Consider the following 18,653-nt stretch of genomic DNA (forward strand, 5'->3'; position numbering starts at 1 on the left):
GGTGTGGAACGCGGGGGAGGGGCGGTGGATCGGCTGGGAGCGCAAGCGCGGCAAGCTCCACGAGCTGAACCGCCTGCTGCGTGGTGCCGCCGACACCACCTTCGCCCCGATCGACGGGAGCTCTCCGAACGTGCCCGAGGACGTGCGCTATGTGGTGACGCTGGACGCCGACACGCGGCTGCCGCGCGACACGGTGCGCCGCCTCATCGGCAAGATGGCCCATCCGCTGAACCAGCCCCGTTTCGACGCGGCGTCCGGGCGGGTCGTGGAAGGCTACGGCATCCTCCAGCCGCGGGTGACGCCGTCGCTGCCGTTGGGCGGCGAGGGATCGCTGTTCCAGCGCACCTTCTCCAGCATGAGCGGCATCGACCCCTATGGCTCGGCCGTGTCCGATGTGTACCAGGACCTGACCGGCGAGGGCTCCTACGCCGGCAAGGGCATCTATGACGTGGATGTCTTCGAGGCCGCGCTGGCCGGGCGCGTGCCCGACTCCACCCTGCTCAGCCACGATCTGTTCGAGGGCGTGTTCGCGCGCGCGGGCCTTGCCTCCGACGTGGAGGTGGTGGAGGAATTCCCCGCCCGCTACGACGTCAGCGCGCTCAGGCGTCATCGCTGGGCGCGTGGCGACTGGCAGCTGCTGCCGTGGATCGTCGGCTTTGGTCCCCAGCCGGCCCATGTGGCCCACGGCTTCGGCGATATTCCGGCCATGGGGCGCTGGAAGATGCTGGACAATCTGCGCCGCTCCCTGTCCGCCCCCCTCGTGGTCGCGGGCCTGATGGTGGGTTTCACCCTGCCGTGGACCGCCGCGCTGATCTGGACCTCGTTCCTGCTCCTCACCCTCGCGCTGCCGAACCTCATTCCGGTCGTCGCCGCCATGGTGCCCGGCCAGCGCGGGATCGCCATCGGCAGCCACCTGCGGGCGCTCCTCGGCGATCTGCGCCTGGCGCTGCTCCAGTCGGCGCTGCAGGTGGTGTTCCTCGCCCATGAGGCGTGGCTGATGGGCGATGCCATCGTGCGCACCCTCTGGCGGCTCGCCGTCACCCGCCGTCACCTGCTGGAATGGGTTCCCGCCGCCCAGGCGACCTCGGCCCGGCGCCTCGACCTTGCGGCCTATGGCCGACGGATGGCCGGGGCCTTCATCATCGCCGCGGCGGCGCTGGCTGTCGGTGTGTTCGCGGGGCACGGCGCCTGGCCGCTGGCATTGGCATTCGCGGCCCTGTGGGTCGCCTCGCCGGCGGTGGCGCGTTTCATCAGCCGCTCGCCCCAGCCGGCGGACCTGTTGCAGATGTCGGACGCCGATGCGCGAACGCTGCGGCTGACGGCCCGCCGCACCTGGCGGTTCTTCGAAACCTTCGTCACGGCGGCGGACCACATGCTGCCGCCGGACAACTTCCAGGAAGACCCGGCGTCTGTCCTGGCGCGCCGGACCTCGCCCACCAACATCGGGCTCTACCTGTTGTCGGTGGCCAGCGCCCGCGACTTCGGGTGGGTGGGAACCCATGAGGCCATGGACCGGCTGGATGCGACCCTTGCCACCATGGGCCGCCTCGCGCGGTTCCGCGGCCATTTCTACAATTGGTACGACACGTCAGACCTGCGCCCGCTCGACCCGAAATACGTCTCCACCGTGGACAGCGGCAATCTGGCCGGGCACCTCGTCGCCCTCGCCAATGCGCTGCGCGCGTGGCGAACCGGCGCGCAGCCGCACGCGCAGCGCCTCGGCGGCATCGCCGACGCGCTGGATTTGACGCGCACCGAGGCCGCCCGCCTGCAGGACGGGCGGCTCACCCAGACGGTGACGCTGCCGCAGCTGGACCAGGCCCTCGCCGCCCTGATCGACGAGGTGCGGCGGGAACCAGAACCGGGCGAGGACCTCTCCCGCCGGCTGGAGGACCTCGCCACGGCGGGGGACACCATGGTCGACATCGCCCGTGCGCTGGCCACCGAGCGCGGGGATACGGCCGGCGCGGACATGCTGTTCTGGGCGCAGGCGAGCCTTGATGCCATTGCCACCCATCGCCGCGATCTCGCATCGGCCGATGCTGCCGAGACCGCTCTGGCACTCCGCCTCGTCGTGCTGGAGGACACCGCCCGGGCCATGGCGCTGGCCATGGAATTCGGCTTCCTCATGGACGGCGACCGCAATCTCCTGTCCATCGGCTATCTGGTGCCGGAGGGGACGCTCGATCCGAGCTGCTATGATCTTCTGGCGTCCGAAGCCCGGCTTGCCAGCTTCTTCGCCATCGCCAAGGGCGATGTTCCGGCCCGCCACTGGTTCCGCCTCGGCCGCTCGGTGACGCCGGTGGCCCATGGCGCCGCGCTGATCTCCTGGTCCGGCTCCATGTTCGAATACCTGATGCCGTCGCTGATCATGCGTGCGCCGGCCGGCAGCCTGCTCGACCAGACCAACCGGCTGGTGGTGCGCCGGCAGATCGACTATGGCGCGAGCCGGCGGGTGCCCTGGGGCATCTCCGAATCCGCCTATAACGCCCGCAACCTGGAACTGACCTACCAGTATTCCAACTTCGGCATCCCGGACCTGGGGCTGAAGCGCGGGCTCGCGGACAGTCTGGTGATCGCCCCCTATGCCACGGCGCTGGCCGCCATGGCGGAGCCGGCCGCCGCCTGTGCCAATCTCGCCCGCCTCGCCGAGGCCGGCGCCTGCGGCCGCTATGGCTTCTACGAGGCCCTCGACTATACGGCGAGCCGGGTCCCGGCGGGCGAGAGCGTTGCCATGGTGCGGGCCTTCATGGCGCATCACCAGGGCATGACCATCGTCGCCATCGCGGACGCGCTCATGGGCGGCATCATGCGGGCGCGCTTTCATGCCGAACCCATGATTCAAGCCAGCGAATTGCTGCTGCAGGAACGCACGCCCCGCGATGTGGCGATGGTCCGCCCCTGGTCGGCGCAGGTGCGCGCGACGGATCGTGTGCTGGATCTGGAACCCGCCGCCACGCGCGTCTTCACCTCCGCGCGGCAGGCCACGCCCGCCACGCATCTGCTCTCCAACGGGCGCTATGCCACCATGCTCACGGCGGCGGGCTCGGGCTACAGCCGCTGGGGGGATTTTGCCGTCACCCGCTGGCGGGAGGACGCCACCTGCGACGATTTCGGCTCCTACGTCTTCCTGCGGGACGTGCGCAGCGGCGAGGTCTGGTCGGCCGGTTTCCAGCCCAGCGGCGTGGAACCGGACGCCTGCCTTGTGACCTTCCATGAGGATCGCGCCGAATTCGCCCGTCGCGACGGCACCCTGGAGACCACGCTGGACGTGGTCGTCTCCGCCGAGGATGACGCGGAAGTCCGCCGCGTCTCCATCACCAATACCGGCAACCGGGTGCGGGAGGTGGAGGTCACCTCCTATGCCGAGCTGGTGCTGGCGCCGCAGGCCTCGGACATGGCCCACCCGGCCTTTTCCAAACTGTTCGTCGAAACCGAATATGTCGCCGATATCGGCGCCATCCTGGCCACGCGCCGGCGGCGGTCGCCATCCGAGCCGGAGATCTGGGCCGCCCACTTCAGCGTGCTCGAAGGCGAGGAGGTGGGGGCGACGCAGGTCGAAACCGACCGGGCCCGCTTTCTCGGCCGCGGCCATGGCGCGCGCGCGCCCATCGCCGTCATGAACGGCGGCCCGCTGTCCCATACGGTCGGCACGGTGCTCGATCCGGTCTTCGCCCTGCGCCGGCGGGTGCGGATCGAACCGGGTGCCATGGCGCGCATCTCCTTCTGGACCATGGCCGCGTCCAGCCGCGCCGCGCTGCTGGACGGCATCGACAGGCATCGCGATGTCACCGCCTACGGCCGGGCGGCGACGCTGGCCTGGACCCAGGCCCAAGTGGAACTTTATCATCTGGGGATCACGGCAGGCGCCGCCGCCGTGTACCAGCGGCTCGCCGGATACGCGATCTATGCCGCGCCGACACTGCGTCCCGCCTCGGACACGATCCTGCGCGGTGGCGGCCCGCAGTCCGGCCTGTGGGGGCAAAGCATTTCCGGCGATCTGCCCATGGTGCTGCTGCGCATCGCCGACATGGACAACCTGGATGTCGTCCACGAATTGCTGAAGGCGCAGGACTACTGGCGCATGAAGCAGCTGGCGGTGGATCTCGTGATCCTCAACGAGCGCCGCTCCTCCTATGTGCAGGACCTCCAGACCGCGCTCGAAACCCTGGTCCGCACCAGCCAGTCGCGGCCGCAGGTGGGGCGTGAGGCCGGGCGCGACGGGCCGGCGGGACGGGTGTTCGTGCTTCGCGCCGATATCATCGCCGCGGAGATGCCGGCGCTGCTGGCCGCGGCGGCGCGCATCGTGCTCGTGGCCCAGCGCGGCAGCCTTGCCGAGCAACTGGACCGGATCGTCGAGACCGCGGTTGCCGTGAAGCCTCACCCCAGGCGCCCGGCGACGGCTCCGGCCTCGGCCCCGACCGTTCCGGATCTCGAATACTTCAACGGGCTGGGGGGCTTCGCCGACGGCGGGCGGGACTATGTGACGATCCTTGGACCGGGCCAGTCCACGCCGGCGCCGTGGATCAATGTCATCGCCAATCCGGCCTTCGGCTTCCAGGCGGCGACCGAGGGCAGCGGCTCGACCTGGTCCCTCAACAGCCGGGAAAACCAGGTCACGCCCTGGTCCAACGATCCCGTCGCCGACCGCACGGGCGAAGCCTTCTACCTGCGCGACGAAGAGACCGGCGCGGTGTGGACGCCCACCGCCCTGCCCATGCGGGACGAGGCGGCGACCTATGTGGCCCGCCACGGCCGCGGCTTCAGTTCCTTCTCCCATACGGCGAACGGCATCGCCGCCGATCTCGTCCAGTACGTGCCGCTGGACGGCGCCATCAAGATTTCCCGCCTCACCCTGCGCAACCTGACCAGCCGGCCCCGGCGCATCTCGTTCACCGCCTATGCGGAATGGGTCCTTGGCCCATCGCGCTCGGCCACGGCGCCGTTCGTGGCCACCGCCATCGATGGCGAAACCGGCGCCCTGTTCGCACGCAACCCGTGGAACGCGGATTTCGGCGGGCGGGTCGCCTTCCTCGACATGGCCGGGCGCCAGAGCGAATGGAGCGGAGACCGCCGGGAATTCATCGGCCGCAACGGCACGCTGGCCGATCCCGCCGCCCTCAGGGGCGCGCCGCTCTCGGGGCTGGTGGGCGCCGGTCTCGATCCGTGCGGGGTCCTGCGCACGCAGATCGAGCTGCGCCCGAACGCCAGCATCGAGCGCGTCGTCTTCCTCGGCGAGGCGAGCGACGCGCCGGAAGCCCGCGACCTGATTGCCCGCTTCCGTGCCGCCGACCTCGATCAGGTCCTCGCCGAGGTAACGCGGAGCTGGGACGACATTCTCGGCGCGGTGGAGGTCCGTACCCCGGACCGCACCATGGATATCATGCTGAACGGCTGGCTGCTCTACCAGACGCTGGCCTGCCGGGTGTGGGCGCGCGCCGCCTTCTATCAGGCGAGCGGCGCCTATGGCTTCCGCGACCAGCTTCAGGACGGCATGGCGCTGGTCGCCATCCGTCCCGACATGACCCGCGCCCATCTGCTGCGCGCCGCCGCGCGGCAATTCGTGGAAGGCGACGTGCAGCATTGGTGGCTGCCCCATTCCGGCCGAGGGGTGCGCACCCGCATTTCCGATGATCGCACCTGGCTTGCGTTCGCCACCGCCCACTATGTGACCGTGAGCGGGGACACCGGCGTTCTGGATGAACGGGTGCCGTTCCTGGAGGGCCAGAGGCTGAATGCGGGCGAGCACGAGAGCTTCTTCCCGCCTGCCGTATCGGATGAAACCGCATCGGTGTTCGAGCATTGCGCCCGCGCCCTCGACCACAGCCTTGCGCTGGGCGGCCACGGCCTGCCGCTGATGGGCACCGGCGACTGGAACGACGGCATGAACCGCGTGGGTGAGCAGGGCGCGGGCGAGAGCGTCTGGCTCGGCTGGTTCCTGCATGCCGCCCTGACCGCCTTCGCTCCCCTGGCGCAGGCGCGGGGCGAAACCGAGCGCGCGGCGAGATGGCGCCAGCATGCCGAAAGCCTTGCCGCTGCCCTCGATGGCGAGGCATGGGACGGCGACTGGTATCGCCGCGCCTTCTTCGATGATGGCACGCCGCTGGGCTCGGCCGGGAATGCGGAATGCCGCATCGATTCCATCGCCCAGTCCTGGGCGGTGTTGTCGGGCGCCGGTGATCCGGCGCGGGCGCGGCGGGCCATGGCGGCCATCGAACGAGAGCTGATCCGGCCCGGCGAAGGGCTGGCGCTGCTGTTCACCCCGCCGTTCGATACCTCGTCGCCGGATCCCGGCTACATCATGGGCTATCCGCCGGGCATCCGGGAGAATGGCGGGCAATATACCCACGCCGCCTTGTGGTCGGTGATGGCCTTCGCGGCGCTGGGCGAGGGGGACAAGGCGGCGGCCCTGTTCTGGATGCTCAATCCCATCAATCACGCCCGGACCCGGTCGGACGTGCTGCGCTACAAGGTGGAGCCCTATGTGCTCGCCGCCGACATCTATGCCGAGCCGCCCCATGCGGGGCGTGGCGGCTGGACCTGGTACACCGGCTCAGCCGGCTGGATGCAGAGGGCCGGGCTAGAGAGCATTCTCGGGCTGCGCAAGGAAGGCAACCAGCTGTGCCTCGATCCGTGCATTCCCAAGGATTGGCCGGGCTTCGAGCTGACGATCCGCCATGGTGCGGGGCGTTATCACGTCGTCGTGGAGAACCCGGACCGGGTGAGCCGCGGCATTGCCTCCGCCACCCTCGATGCCATTGCGCTGCCGGTGCGGCCACTGCGCATTGGTCTCGATGAGGCGCGGCAGGATCATTCCATTCACGTCAGGCTGGGATGATGGACGCCGTTTTTCGGCGGGTGATCTCAAAACCGTGCGCGCCGTATGGGCGGCGCGCACCCGTGACTGTCGCCTGCTTTTTCTGGGATTGAGAGGTCTATTCACCGATCAGCTTGGTTCAATCTGATCGGATCGCGTTCTTATACCAACGGTCCCGGTCTTTGACTGGCGCCGAGCGGGTTAAGATCCGCAACGCGGGTGTTCCCGAGTTGTGGATCTCAAGTCCGGCCCTGCCGAAGAAGAGCCGGCGCACAAGTCCAATCATTGATTAATTTCTACCCCTCAAGGGCGGCATGGTATATGGTGTTGTTCATGGATACATTTTCTCCCGCGCTTCACGAGCGCATTTCCAGTTCCGACCGTCGCCGGCAGCTCGAAAACTCGATCGCCCAGGCCATGGATCGCTACAATTCCGATTTCGAGGCGATCCGCGCCAACACCGCACGCCTGCGCGCCCTGCGGGAGGCCCGTGAAGCGGAAGCCGAAGCCGTCGTGGTGGTGGCGCCCATCCGCAAGCGTCGCACCAAGGCGCAGGCCAAAGCGATCTGAAACGGAACACCGGGGCCGGCTGAAGCAGGGCCCTGGATTTTGTCCGGGCCTTGGATATTTGTCTCCAGGACATGGCACGACTGCCCTTCGCGCCAGCGAAGCCGCGACGGTCGATTGCCCGACAGTCTGCATCCGATCATAGGCCCCGCCTGCATGTCGATCATGCCGCGGATGCGCAATCCCAATTCAATCCCGCCCAATTCAATCCCGCCCAAAGCAGATCCCGCCCTTCGGCCGGTGCCCAACCCGCGCGGCGCCTGGGCGCTACCCTCTCGGCGCCGGCCAAAGACCGGGACCTGGTATGAGCCGCCGGCGAAGCAGGTTGCGGCCTCCTCATCGAGAGTGAAGACTTCGCACGCCTCGCGGCCGAGCCCCCGCGCGCGCCTGCGGATGGGCGTCCGCCGCGCGGACAGGGTTCAGGCATTCCCGTCGTTCGCAGGCCGGCCTGTGCGCCTATTTTCCGGTTGGGACGAGGCCGGGTAGGTCGTTCGCCTGAAGCTGCAGGCGGGTGCGGCGGATGTGGCTTTCAAGCAGGTGCTGCACGTCCACGCCGTCGCGCCGCCGGATGGCCTCCATGATGAGGCGATGCTCGCTGTGGATGATCCACTGGCCCTCCTTCCCGATGAGGTGGGAATAGGCGCGGCGATAGTGCTGGGTGGTGTTCCAGAAACGCTCGATCATGGCCAGCAGCGTGGGCATGGCCGCCGCCTTGTAGCTGAGCAGGTGGAATTCCCGGTCCAGCTTCAGGAAGTCCTCCACCTCGCTTGAGGCCTCGATCTGCGCGCACAGTTCCGCGAGACGGGCGACGGTGGCCGCGTCCATGTTGCGGATGCTCTCGCTGAGGGCCAGGGGCTCGATGCGCTCGCGGATCTTGTAGATCTCCACGCACTCGTTGATGTCGGTCTTGGCGATCCACGCGCCGGAATTCGGCACCAGCACCACCAGCCCCTCGCTTTCGAGATCCCGCAGGGCCTCGCGCACGGGGATGCGGCTGGTGCCGTAGCGCTCGGCCAGTTCCTCCTGCCGCACGCGGGTGCCGGGGGCGTAGAGGCCGGCGAGGATGCCGGCCCGCAGGTCCGTGGCGATGGCGTGGCTGCGGACGCCCTGGTCCTTGTCCGGCCCGTCCGGGGATTTTTCCGTTCTCATGGCGCGCTCTGCTGGAGGGTCCCCTGAATCGCAAGGGGACCCATGCGGCTCGTTCTGTTTGGATACCATGCGTTCGTACTTTCCAGCAAATGTATCCAAATAGCCGATTATGTCGCCATATCTTCCCTATTATCGACGTATTTGGATACATTGCTGTTGACAGCGTATCTGCAGACCACTATCCGTCAGGAAAACGGCGCAGATCGTTCGGCAGGGGAAGGACGCGAGGGCGAGGGGGCTGCGGCGACCGCGACGGTGGCCGCTTCCCTGCGGATTTCGCGACCCGTCCCGGCCGAGCGGCGCGCCCCTCCCTCCAGCGGGTCGGGTCATGAGCATTGAGGGCGGGCAATCCCAGGAGATGGCCGCGCGGGGGCTTCCGGGCCTGCGCGGCACCGATCATATCGGCTTCACCGTCCCCGATATCGACGAGGCGGTGCGCTTCTTCGTCGAAGTCATCGGCTGCATTCAGGTCTATGAGCTTGGTCCGTTCCAGGCCGAGGACGACTGGATGGCGCGCCAGCTCAATGTCGATCCCCGCACCATCATGAAGAAGCTCGTCTTCCTGCGCTGCGGATTCGGCTCGAACTTCGAGATCTTCCAGTACATCGCCCCCGAGCAGCGGACGATCCAGCCGCGCAACAGCGACGTGGGCGGCCATCACCTTGCGTTTTACGTGGACGACATGAATGCCGCCGTCCGCCACCTCGAAGCGCACGGCGCCCGCATCTGCGGCGCGCCGGTGACGCGCGAGAGCGGCCCCAGCGGCGGGCAGACCTGGGTCTATTTCCTCACCCCCTGGGGCATGCAGTGCGAGCTGGTGAGCTTTCCGGACGGCAAGGCCTATGAGCGCACCACCGCCCTGAGGCTCTGGCACACCGCCGATCCGGGCGGCTGAGCCATGGCTCGCGCCTCGATGTCCCGTTCTTTCGCGCAGGGGATGTTCGCACCCCTGACGTTTCCAGCGTTTTCGGAGCTGCCGTGATGGCGACCCATATGGACCTAAAACCCGCCGCCCCCTGGCGTGAGCTGACCACCTCCCGCGACGATTGGAATACAGCCGATCCGGCGCTGCTCGGCACCATGCTCACCTCCATGGTGCTCATCCGCGCCTTCGAGGAGAAGGTGCTGGAGCTGGCCGGGCAGGGGCTGGTGCACGGCCCCGCCCATTCGGCCATCGGGCAGGAAGGCGGCGCCACCGGCTCCGCCGTGATGATGCGCGCTTCCGACCAGGTGAACGGCTCCCACCGGGCGCACCACCAGTTCCTCGCCAAGTCGCTGGCCTATGTGGCGCCGGATGGATTGTCCCCCACCGCCGCCATCGGTGGCGACGTGCGCGACCTGTCCAAGAAGACCATGGCGGAAATCCTCGGCCTCGCCCAGGGCTTTTGCAAAGGGCGCGGCGGCTCCATGCACCTGCGCTGGGGGGATGCGGGCAATCTCGGCACCAATGCCATCGTCGGCGGCGGCGTGCCGCTGGCGGCGGGGGCGGCCTTCGCCCACAAGCGCGCCGGTACCGGCGACGCGGTTTTCACCTATTTCGGCGACGGCGCCACCAATATCGGCTCGGTGCTGGAGACCATGAACCTCGCGGCGGCCTGGAAGCTGCCTTTGTGCTTCTTCATCGAGAACAACCGCTATGCGGTCTCCACCCATGTGGAGGAAGCCACCGCCGAGACCCGCCTGTCCGCGCGCGGGCTGGGCTTCGCCATCCCCTCCTGGAAGGTGGATGGCATGGACCCGCTGGCGGTGGCGCTGGCCAGCGCCGAGGCGCTGGAGGTGATGCGCTCCGGTGGCGGGCCCACGCTCATCGAGGCCGATGTCTACCGCTTCTTCCACCAGAACGGACCGCTCCCCGGCAGCGCCTTCGGCTATCGCACCCGCGAGGAGGAGCAGGAGTGGCGCCGGCGCGATCCCATCGATCTTCTGGCCCGCGAGATGGCCCTGCGCCAGCTCATCGGCGAGGACGAGGTGGCGGCGCTGCGCGCCCGCGCCAAGGCGCTCATGGAGGATGTGGCCGGCGAACTGGTGGAGCAGGTGGACGGCAAGCGCCGCATCATCCCCGCTTTGTGGCCGTCGCCCGATTTCCGCGACTTCGGCGTGCGCGGCGACCTCTCCGAACTCGATGGCGTGCGCACCGAGGAACTGGAGACCTTCACCGGCCGCATCGAGCCGCAGGCCCGCTTCGTGGACGTGGTGGCGGACGTAATGCACCGGCGCATGGGTGAGGACGACCGCATCGTGGTCATGGGCGAGGATGTGCATCGCCTGAAGGGCGGCACCAATGGCGCCACGCGCGGCCTGAAGGAGGCCTTCGGCGACCGGGTGCTCGGCACCCCCATCAGCGAGAACGCCTTTGCCGGCCTCGCCGGCGGCATCGCCATGGACGGGCGCTATGTGCCGGTGATCGAGTTCATGTATCCCGACTTCCTGTGGGTGGCCGCCGACCAGGTGTTCAACCAGATCGGCAAGGCGCGGCACATGTTCGGCGGCGACATGGCGGTGCCGCTGGTGCTGCGCACCAAGGTGGCCATGGGCACGGGCTATGGCTCGCAGCATTCCATGGACCCGGCCGGCATCTTCGCCACCGCCGTGGGCTGGCGCATCGTCGCCGCCTCCACCCCGTTCGACTATGTGGGCCTGATGAACAGCGCGCTGGCCTGCCAGGACCCGGTGCTCGTGCTGGAGCACGTGGACCTCTACAATGCCAAGGGGCCGGCACCGGTGGACGACCTCGATTACTTCATCCCCCTCGGCAAGGCGAAGGTGGTGCGTCCCGGCTCGGCCATGACCATCCTCACCTATCTGTCCATGGTGAAGTCGACCCTGGATGAGGTGGAGCGCCTGGGCGTGGATGCGGAGGTCATCGACCTGCGCAGCCTCGACCGCGCCGGCCTCGACTGGGAGACCATCGAGGCCTCCATCGCCAGGACCGGCAACGTGCTGGTGGTGGAGCAGGGCTCGGTGGGCACGTCCTATGGCGGCTTCCTTGCCGCCGAGATCCAGTCCCGCTGCTTCGATGCCCTCGACCAGCCGGTGCAGCGCGTCCATGGTGGGGAGGCCTCGCCGTCCATCTCCAAGGTGCTCGAAGCTGCCGCCTGCGCCGGTCCCAAGGATATCGAGGCGGGCATCCGCCGCGTCATGGCCGAGCAGGGCCTCGCCCTCGCCTGATCAGGAGCCCCACATGCCCAAGGAAATCCTGATGCCTGCCCTCGCCGCCGGAATGGAGGAGGGCCACCTCGTCCGCTGGCTGAAGAGTGAGGGCGAGGCCGTGAAGCGCGGCGACCTCCTCGCCGAGATCGAGACCGACAAGGCCGTGATGGAGATGGAGGCGGAGGACGAAGGCCGCCTCGGCCCCATCCTGATCGCAGACGGATCGCGCGGCGTGGCGGTGGGCACCCTCATCGCCTCCATCCTCGCGGACGGGGAAACGGCGCCCGCGCGGGCCGCGTCGCTCGCCGTCGCGCCGGCCGTGGCGGCGCCCGTGGTGGCGGCTGTTCCGGCAGGTGCTGCATCTTCCAAGCCGGCACCCTCCACACCTGCACCCTCCACACCTGCACCCCTCGTTCCGGCAGCGCCGGTCCCGAGCCTTGCGGCGCGGGCACCGTCCATCGCCGCCCTCGTCGCCGCGCGCAAGGTGGTGGCCTCGCCGCTGGCCCGGCGCCTTGCGGATGATCTGGGCGTCGACCTCGCAGCCCTCTCCGGCAGCGGCCCCAAGGGGCGCATCGTGCGGATCGACGTGGAGAAGGCCCGCCACCAGCGGGCTGCGCCCGCCGCGCCGCGTCTTTCCACTGCTGCGCCGCGTCTTTCCCCCGGGGCGGGGCAGGGGGGCCTCAACCATGCGTGGCTGCGCCAAGGCGAGGGCCGGCCGCTGGTGCTGGTCCACGGCTTCGGCTCGGAGCTGAACGGCTGGCGTCCCTTCCTCGCCGGCGCGGCGCTGTCGCGGCCGGTGCTCGGCATCGACCTGCCGGGCCATGGCGGATCGGCCGGGCACGGCGCCGCGCGCTTCGAGGCGCTGGTGGCGGCGGTGGGCGAGACGCTGGAGCGGCTCGGCCTGTTCGATCTCGATCTTGTCGCCCATTCCCTCGGCGCGGCGGTGGCCGTGGCGCTCGCGGCGGAAGGCTATCCCGACGTGCGCTCCCTGTTCCTGCTGGCCCCGGCGGGTCTGGGGCCGGACATCAACGGCGCCTTCGTGTCGGGCCTTGCCCGCGCCCGCACCGCCGAGAGCCTCGCGCCCTGGATGGGCGAGCTGGTTGCCGATCCCGCGGTGCTCACCCCCGCCTTCGTGCGCGCCGCCGCCGCGGCCCGCGCCGACGAGGCGCTGGTGGCGGCCCAGCTTCGCCTCGCCGCCGCCCTGTTCCCGGACGGGACCCAGGCCTTCAGCGTGCGCGCGGAGCTGGAGCAATTGCGCATTCCGGTCACCGTCGTCGCCGGCACCGAGGACAGGATCATCCCCCCCGGCCATATGCGGCGGCTGCCGGGCATGGTTGGATTGCACCTGTTCTCCGGCGTCGGCCATATGCCGCAGCTGGAAATCCGCGACGCGGTGTGGCGCCTGCTGGAACGCCACTTGCGCGCGGCGGGTTGAGACCGCAGAGTTCAAGAAAAATCAGGTGAAACGAAGCAAAACACCGTCACAGGGAGGATTTATCATGAAGATCCGCACAGGTTTCCTCGCGCCCATCGCCGCCGTGCTGTTGGCCTCCACGGCGGGCGTGGCCAGCGCCGAGCCGCTGAAGGTCGCGGTGATCGAGACGCTTTCCGGCCCGCAGGCATCCACGGGCCTGCTGTTCAAGACCGCCGCGAAATACGGCATCGACAAGATCAACGCCGGCGGCGGCTATGGTGGCGAGCCGATCGTCCTGCTCGAATATGACAACCAGGGCGGCCCGGTGGGCGCGGCCGACAAGGTCAAGGCGGCCATCGCCGATGGCGCCCGCTTCATCGTGCAGGGCGCCTCCTCCGCCGTGTCGGGCCAGATCACCGAGGACGTGCGCAAGTACAATATCCGCAATCCCGGCAAGGAAGTCATCTTCCTCAACGTGGGCGGCGAGGCGCTGGAGCTGACCGGCGCCAAGTGCCACTTCCACCACTTCCGTTTCAATCCCAACGCGCAGGTGCGGGTGAAGCCCATGGTGCTGGCCATGAAGGATGCGGGCATCCTCGGCACCCGCGTCTATGCCATGAACCAGAACTACAGCTGGGGCATCGACATGGAGGGCGCCATCGTCGCCAACGCCCCGCTGGGCGGCTACACGGTGGTGGAAAAGACGCTCCACGACGTCAACAAGATCCAGGACTTCTCGCCCTACGTCGCCAAGATCGCCGCCGCCAATGCCGAGACGGTGATGACCGGCAACTGGTCCAACGACCTGCTGCTGCTCATGAAGGCGACCCGCGGCGCGGGCCTGAAGGCGCGCTTCGCCACCGCCTTCCTCGACCAGCCCGGCAACATCGCCAATGCGGGCGAGGTCGCTGTCGGCCATGTGGTGTCCCACCCGTTCAACGCCGAGGCCAGCGAGGCCAGTGCCGCCTTCGCCGAGGACTACAAGGCGAAGACCGGCCACTACCCGGTGTTCATCGAGCCGCAGACCGCCTTCGGCGTGGCCATGGTGGGCGAGGCGCTGAAAAGCGTGCCGCCGGCCAAGGACGGCAGTGTCGATATCAACGCCGTCGCCAAGGCCATCGAGACCGTCAAGGTCAAGACGCCCATGGGCGAGGCCAGCATGCGCGCCGCCGACCATCAGGCGCAGATTCCCATGGTGGTCTCCATCGTGGCGGAAGACGCCAAGTTCAAGGTGGACGGCACCCCCCTCGGCTTCAAGCCGATGAAGGTCTTCACCGCGGCGGAGGCCTCCTCCCCGGTGCAGGAGGCCTGCAAGATGACGCGGCCCAACTGACGGGCCAGGGGGCACACCCCATCATCTGCCGTCATGCCCCGGCGCGTCCGGGGCATCCACCCGGCCGCGCCGGGGGATGAGGGTGAGGGAAGCGAGGGGATAATCTGATGGAACACCTGCTCGTGGCGATCCTGAACGGCACGATCTACGGATTGCTGCTGTTCATGGTCTCGGCGGGACTGACCCTCATCTTCGGCATGATGGGCGTCCTCAATTTTGCGCACGCCTCGTTCTACATGCTGGGCGCCTATGTGGCCTATGCCCTGTCGGGCGTGCTCGGCTTCGCGCTGGCGGTCATCGTCTCCCCCCTCGTGGTCGGCGCGGTGGGGGTGGTGGTGGAGCGCTATTTCCTGCGCCGGGTCCACCGCTTCGGCCATGCCCACGAGCTGCTGCTCACCTTCGGCCTGTCCTTCATCATCGCCGAGCTGATCAAGCTGTTCTTCGGCAATTTCCCGGTGGACTACCGGGTGCCCGCCGACCTCAGCTTCTCCGCCTTCCGCATCGGCGGCACCGACTATCCGGTCTACCGGCTCATCATGGGCGCGGTGGCGCTGGCCATGTTCGGTGTCATCTACGCGCTGCTCACCACCACGCGGGTGGGCATCGTGGTGCGCTCGGCCATCTTCCGCCCGCGCATGGCCGAGGCGCTGGGCCATAACGTGCCCCTCGTCTTCATGGGCGTGTTCGGGGTGGGCGCGGCGCTTGCGGGTCTTGCCGGCGCGCTGGCGGGGGCGTTCTACACCACCAATCCCAACATGGCGCTGGAACTGGGCGTGCTGGTGTTCGTGGTGGTCGTGATCGGCGGCCTCGGCTCGCTGGAAGGGGCCATGGTCGCCTCCCTGCTCATCGGAATTGTCACCTCGCTGGCGGTGGGCATCGACGCGAGCTTTGCCGACCTGCTCGGGATCATTGGTCTCGGCGACTGGGCGCGCGCGGTGGGCGGCCCCCTGACGCTGCAGGTGTCGAGCCTTGCCGCAACCATTCCCTTCGCGCTCATGCTGCTGGTGCTGCTGGTGCGTCCCTCGGGCCTGTTCGGCGACAAGAGCTAATCCATGCGCACCAAGGTCCTCCTCCTCGTCCTTGCCGTCGCGGCGCTGGTCGCCGCCCCGGCCGTCCTGTCTCCCGGCCTCGTGAATGCGTCGATCCAGATGCTGATCGCCGCCCTGTTCGCCTCCGCCTTCAGCCTGTTGTGCGGGCAGGCGGGGATGCTCTCCTTCGGCCATTCGGCCTATTTCGGCATCGGCGCCTTCGCCACCATCCATGCCATGAATGCCTTCAACGGCGTCGGCCTCCTGCCCACGCCGCTGCTGCCGCTGATGGGCGGCTTCATGGGCCTCCTGAGCGGCATCGCCGCCGGCTGGTTCGCCACCAAGCGCACCGGCGTCTACTTCTCCATGATCACGCTGGCGCTGGCCGAGCTGCTGCACGCTTTGGCGCCACACCTGAAGGAGGTGTTCGGCGGCGAGGCGGGCATCTCCGCCATGCGCATGCCGGCCTGGGGCTTCACCTTCGGCAGCAATGTGGAGGTCTATTACCTCACCCTCTTCTGGGTGCTGCTCTGCCTGGTGCTGCTCTATCTCTACACCCTGACGCCGGTGGGCCGGCTGACCCTCGGCCTGCGCGAGAACACCCACCGGCTGCGCTTCCTCGGCTACAATGTCCACAGGCTGGGCGTGCTGGTCTTTGCCGTTTCGGCCATGTTCTCGGGCGTGGCGGGCGCGCTGCAGGCGCTCAACATCGAGGCGGCGAATTATGTCGTGCTCGACATGCAGCTCTCCGCCTCGGTGGTGCTCAACAGCTATATCGGCGGCGTGAAGGTGTTCCTGGGGCCGGCCATCGGCGCTGCGCTCATGTCCTTCTTCGGCTATGCGGTGTCGGACCTCACCCGCTCCTGGCTGCTCTATCAGGGCGTGCTGTTCGTGCTGGTGATGATGTTCCTGCCCGACGGCCTCGTGGGCGAGTTCGCCAAACGGGTCCGCGAGGGGCGCTTCGGCCTGGGCTGGGAGCGGCTTTCGGCGGGAGTGCTGTTCGTGGTGGCGCTGGGGTTCGCCATCGTTGGCTTCGTGTGCATGGTGGAGCTGGCGCAGCGCTTCTTCTCCACCGACTACCGCTCCATGATCGTCGGCACCCCATGGCCGCCGGTCACCCTGTTCGGGCGCGAATGGCTGCCGTTCTCGGCCGTCACCTGGGGGCTGCCCCTGGGCCTGATGGCGGTGGGCCTCGGCCTCCTCAATTTTGCGTCGCGTCGCCTGGATCCTGAGCGCGGAGGCGTTTCATGAGCACGCCTGTCCTGTCCCTCCACGGGGTCCGCAAGTCCTTCGGTCCCATCGAGATCATCCGCGGCATCGCACTCGACGTGGTGCCGGGGGAGCGCCATGCGGTGATCGGGCCGAACGGGGCGGGCAAGTCCACCCTGTTCCATCTCATCTCCGGCCAGTTGACGCCCACGGCCGGCGAGATCTTGCTGGATGGCCTGCCCATCGGCGGCATGCCGCCCCATCTGGTGAACCGGCAGGGGCTGGCGCGCTCCTTCCAGATCACCAACATCTTCCCCGGCCTCTCGGTGTTCGAGAATTTGAGGCTGGCGGTGATGCGGCGCTTCGGCCTTGAATTCGTGTTCTGGCGAAGGGCCTCCCGCCTCAAGGCGGTGACCCATCTGGTGGACGAACTGCTGGCCCAGGTGCGGCTGGAGAAGCGGGCCGGGGTGCTGGCCAGCGAACTGTCCTATTCCGAGCAGCGCTCGCTGGAGATCGGCATGACGCTGGCGAGCGATCCCAAGGTGATCCTGCTGGACGAACCCATGGCGGGCATGTCCCACGAGGAGACCGAATACACGGTGGGCCTCATCCGCGAGATCACGAAGGGGCGCACGCTGCTCATCGTGGAGCACGACATGGACGTGGTGTTCTCCCTCTCCGACCGCATCAGCGTGCTGGTCTACGGACAGATCATCGCCACCGGAACGCCGGCCGAGATCCGCGGCAACCTCGCGGTCCGCGAAGCCTATCTCGGCGAGGAGGCCAGCTGATGCGCGACACGCCCCTTCTCACCGTCGACGGCCTCCACGCCCATTACGGCAAGAGCCACATCCTGCACGGCGTCACCTTCGAGGTGGGGCAGGGGGAGGTGGTGAGCCTGCTGGGCCGCAACGGCTCGGGCCGGTCCACCACGCTGAAGGCCATCATGGGCCTGGTGCCGCCCACCGGCGGGCACATCGTGCTGCGCGGCAAGGACCTCACCGGCGCCCGCGCCTTCACCATCTGCCGGTCCGGCATCGCCTACGTGCCGGAGGAGCGCGAGGTCTTCCTCAACCTCACCGTGGACGAGAATTTGCGGATGGGCGAGCAGAAGGGCGCGGAGGGCGCCGCGCGCTGGACCATCGAGCAGATGTTCGATTACTTCCCGCGCCTGAAGGAGCGGCGCAACACCCGCGCCGGCAGCCTTTCCGGCGGCGAGCAGCAGATGCTCACCATGTGCCGCTCCCTGCTGGGCAACCCGCTGGTCATCCTCATCGACGAGCCCACCGAGGGCCTGGCGCCGAAGATCGTGACCGTGGTGGGGGAGGCCATCGCCGATATCAACCGGCGCGGGGTGTCGGTGCTGCTGGTGGAGCAGAAGCTCACCATCGCCCTCAAGGTGTCGCACCGGGTGTGCGTCATGGGCCACGGCCGCATCGTCTTCGAGGGCGCGCCGCAGGCGCTCACCTCCAACGCGCGGCTGATGGAGGAGTGGCTGGCCGTTTGACGGCGCAGGCCTCGTCGCTGCGGTCTTAACGACGCTGGAGCCGGTGATCTGCTCACGCCGCCCGCAGCGCAAGGCGTTCGATGCGCTGGCGCGGATGCAACCGGCCGCGCTGACCCTTTCCCGGTCAAGCGGCCCGGCCGGAGCTGCCGTGACGGCGCCGGAAAGGCCAAGGGTCAGCGCACTTGCCCGGCGCCCCGGCTCAAGACTTGGCCTCGCTCAAGACTTGGCGTCGACGATCTTGCGCAGCGCGTCGTTGATCCGGTCCTGCCAGCCGGGGCCGCCCTCCTGGAAATGCTCCAGCACCTCGCGGTCGATGCGGAGCGTGACCATTTCCCGCCCGCTGGGAATAGCCGGAGCCTTGGGGGGCGCCTCCACTGGCTTGGTGGTGGCCGATTTGAACGCCGCTTCAGCGGTGTCTCGCACCGAGCTTCCGGTTCGGCGAAATGGCGGTCTTGGCATCGATCGTTTCCTCACTCGTC

12 protein-coding genes are annotated in these 18,653 nt (G+C 68.5%); 10 read left to right on the forward strand and 2 right to left on the reverse strand.

Annotation, left to right across the window (positions count from 1 at the left end):
- Both K9U41_RS11415 and K9U41_RS11420 read left to right on the forward strand, forming a co-directional pair.
- A partial coding sequence (locus tag K9U41_RS11415; protein ID WP_282640960.1) for a GH36-type glycosyl hydrolase domain-containing protein occupies window positions 1-6,838 on the forward strand: 6,838 nt, incomplete at its 5' end.
- 312 nt (window positions 6,839-7,150) lie between these two features.
- Window positions 7,151-7,387 (forward strand): hypothetical protein, encoded by a 237-nt coding sequence (locus tag K9U41_RS11420; protein ID WP_282640961.1) that lies wholly within the window; start codon window positions 7,151-7,153, stop codon window positions 7,385-7,387.
- Window positions 7,388-7,840: 453 nt separating this feature from the next.
- On the opposite strand, the gene K9U41_RS11425 is transcribed toward K9U41_RS11420, so the two are convergent.
- Window positions 7,841-8,533 carry a GntR family transcriptional regulator gene (locus tag K9U41_RS11425; protein ID WP_282640962.1) on the reverse strand — a complete coding sequence of 231 codons (693 nt, stop codon included), beginning with the start codon at window positions 8,531-8,533 and terminating at the stop codon, window positions 7,841-7,843.
- 328 nt (window positions 8,534-8,861) lie between these two features.
- On the opposite strand from K9U41_RS11425, the gene K9U41_RS11430 reads away from it, so the two are divergent.
- The 8 genes from K9U41_RS11430 (at window position 8,862) to K9U41_RS11465 (ending at window position 18,174) form a co-directional block, all read left to right on the forward strand.
- The gene (locus K9U41_RS11430) at window positions 8,862-9,428 is read left to right on the forward strand and encodes a VOC family protein (RefSeq protein WP_282640963.1); all 567 of its coding nucleotides are present in this window, start codon (window positions 8,862-8,864) and stop codon (window positions 9,426-9,428) included.
- A gap of 86 nt (window positions 9,429-9,514) precedes the next feature.
- Window positions 9,515-11,701, forward strand: a complete 2,187-nt coding sequence (locus K9U41_RS11435) for an alpha-ketoacid dehydrogenase subunit alpha/beta (protein WP_282640964.1) — start codon at window positions 9,515-9,517, stop codon at window positions 11,699-11,701.
- A gap of 13 nt (window positions 11,702-11,714) precedes the next feature.
- Window positions 11,715-13,118 (forward strand): acetoin dehydrogenase dihydrolipoyllysine-residue acetyltransferase subunit, encoded by a 1,404-nt coding sequence (locus tag K9U41_RS11440; protein WP_282640965.1) that lies wholly within the window; start codon window positions 11,715-11,717, stop codon window positions 13,116-13,118.
- 64 nt (window positions 13,119-13,182) lie between these two features.
- The gene (locus tag K9U41_RS11445) at window positions 13,183-14,430 is read left to right on the forward strand and encodes a branched-chain amino acid ABC transporter substrate-binding protein (protein ID WP_282640966.1); all 1,248 of its coding nucleotides are present in this window, start codon (window positions 13,183-13,185) and stop codon (window positions 14,428-14,430) included.
- 107 nt (window positions 14,431-14,537) lie between these two features.
- A complete protein-coding gene (locus tag K9U41_RS11450) occupies window positions 14,538-15,479 on the forward strand; it encodes a branched-chain amino acid ABC transporter permease (protein ID WP_282640967.1) in 942 nt (313 codons plus the stop codon).
- Between the two features lie 3 nt (window positions 15,480-15,482).
- On the forward strand, window positions 15,483-16,709 hold the full coding sequence (locus K9U41_RS11455; RefSeq protein ID WP_282640968.1) for a branched-chain amino acid ABC transporter permease: 1,227 nt from the start codon (window positions 15,483-15,485) through the stop codon (window positions 16,707-16,709).
- Window positions 16,706-17,458, forward strand: coding sequence for an ABC transporter ATP-binding protein (locus tag K9U41_RS11460; protein ID WP_282640969.1), 753 nt, complete (start codon window positions 16,706-16,708; stop codon window positions 17,456-17,458). The genes K9U41_RS11455 and K9U41_RS11460 overlap by 4 nt, the downstream gene beginning before the upstream one ends.
- Window positions 17,458-18,174, forward strand: a complete 717-nt coding sequence (locus tag K9U41_RS11465) for an ABC transporter ATP-binding protein (RefSeq protein ID WP_282640970.1) — start codon at window positions 17,458-17,460, stop codon at window positions 18,172-18,174. Before K9U41_RS11460 ends, K9U41_RS11465 begins: the two co-directional genes overlap by 1 nt.
- Before the next feature lie 216 nt (window positions 18,175-18,390).
- On the opposite strand, the gene K9U41_RS11470 is transcribed toward K9U41_RS11465, so the two are convergent.
- Complete coding sequence (locus K9U41_RS11470; RefSeq protein WP_282640971.1) at window positions 18,391-18,633, reverse strand: BrnA antitoxin family protein; 243 nt, start codon at window positions 18,631-18,633, stop codon at window positions 18,391-18,393.
- Window positions 18,634-18,653 lie beyond the last annotated feature (20 nt).

Source organism: Xanthobacter autotrophicus, from assembly GCF_029991245.1.
Lineage (GTDB): Bacteria > Pseudomonadota > Alphaproteobacteria > Rhizobiales > Xanthobacteraceae > Xanthobacter > Xanthobacter autotrophicus_C.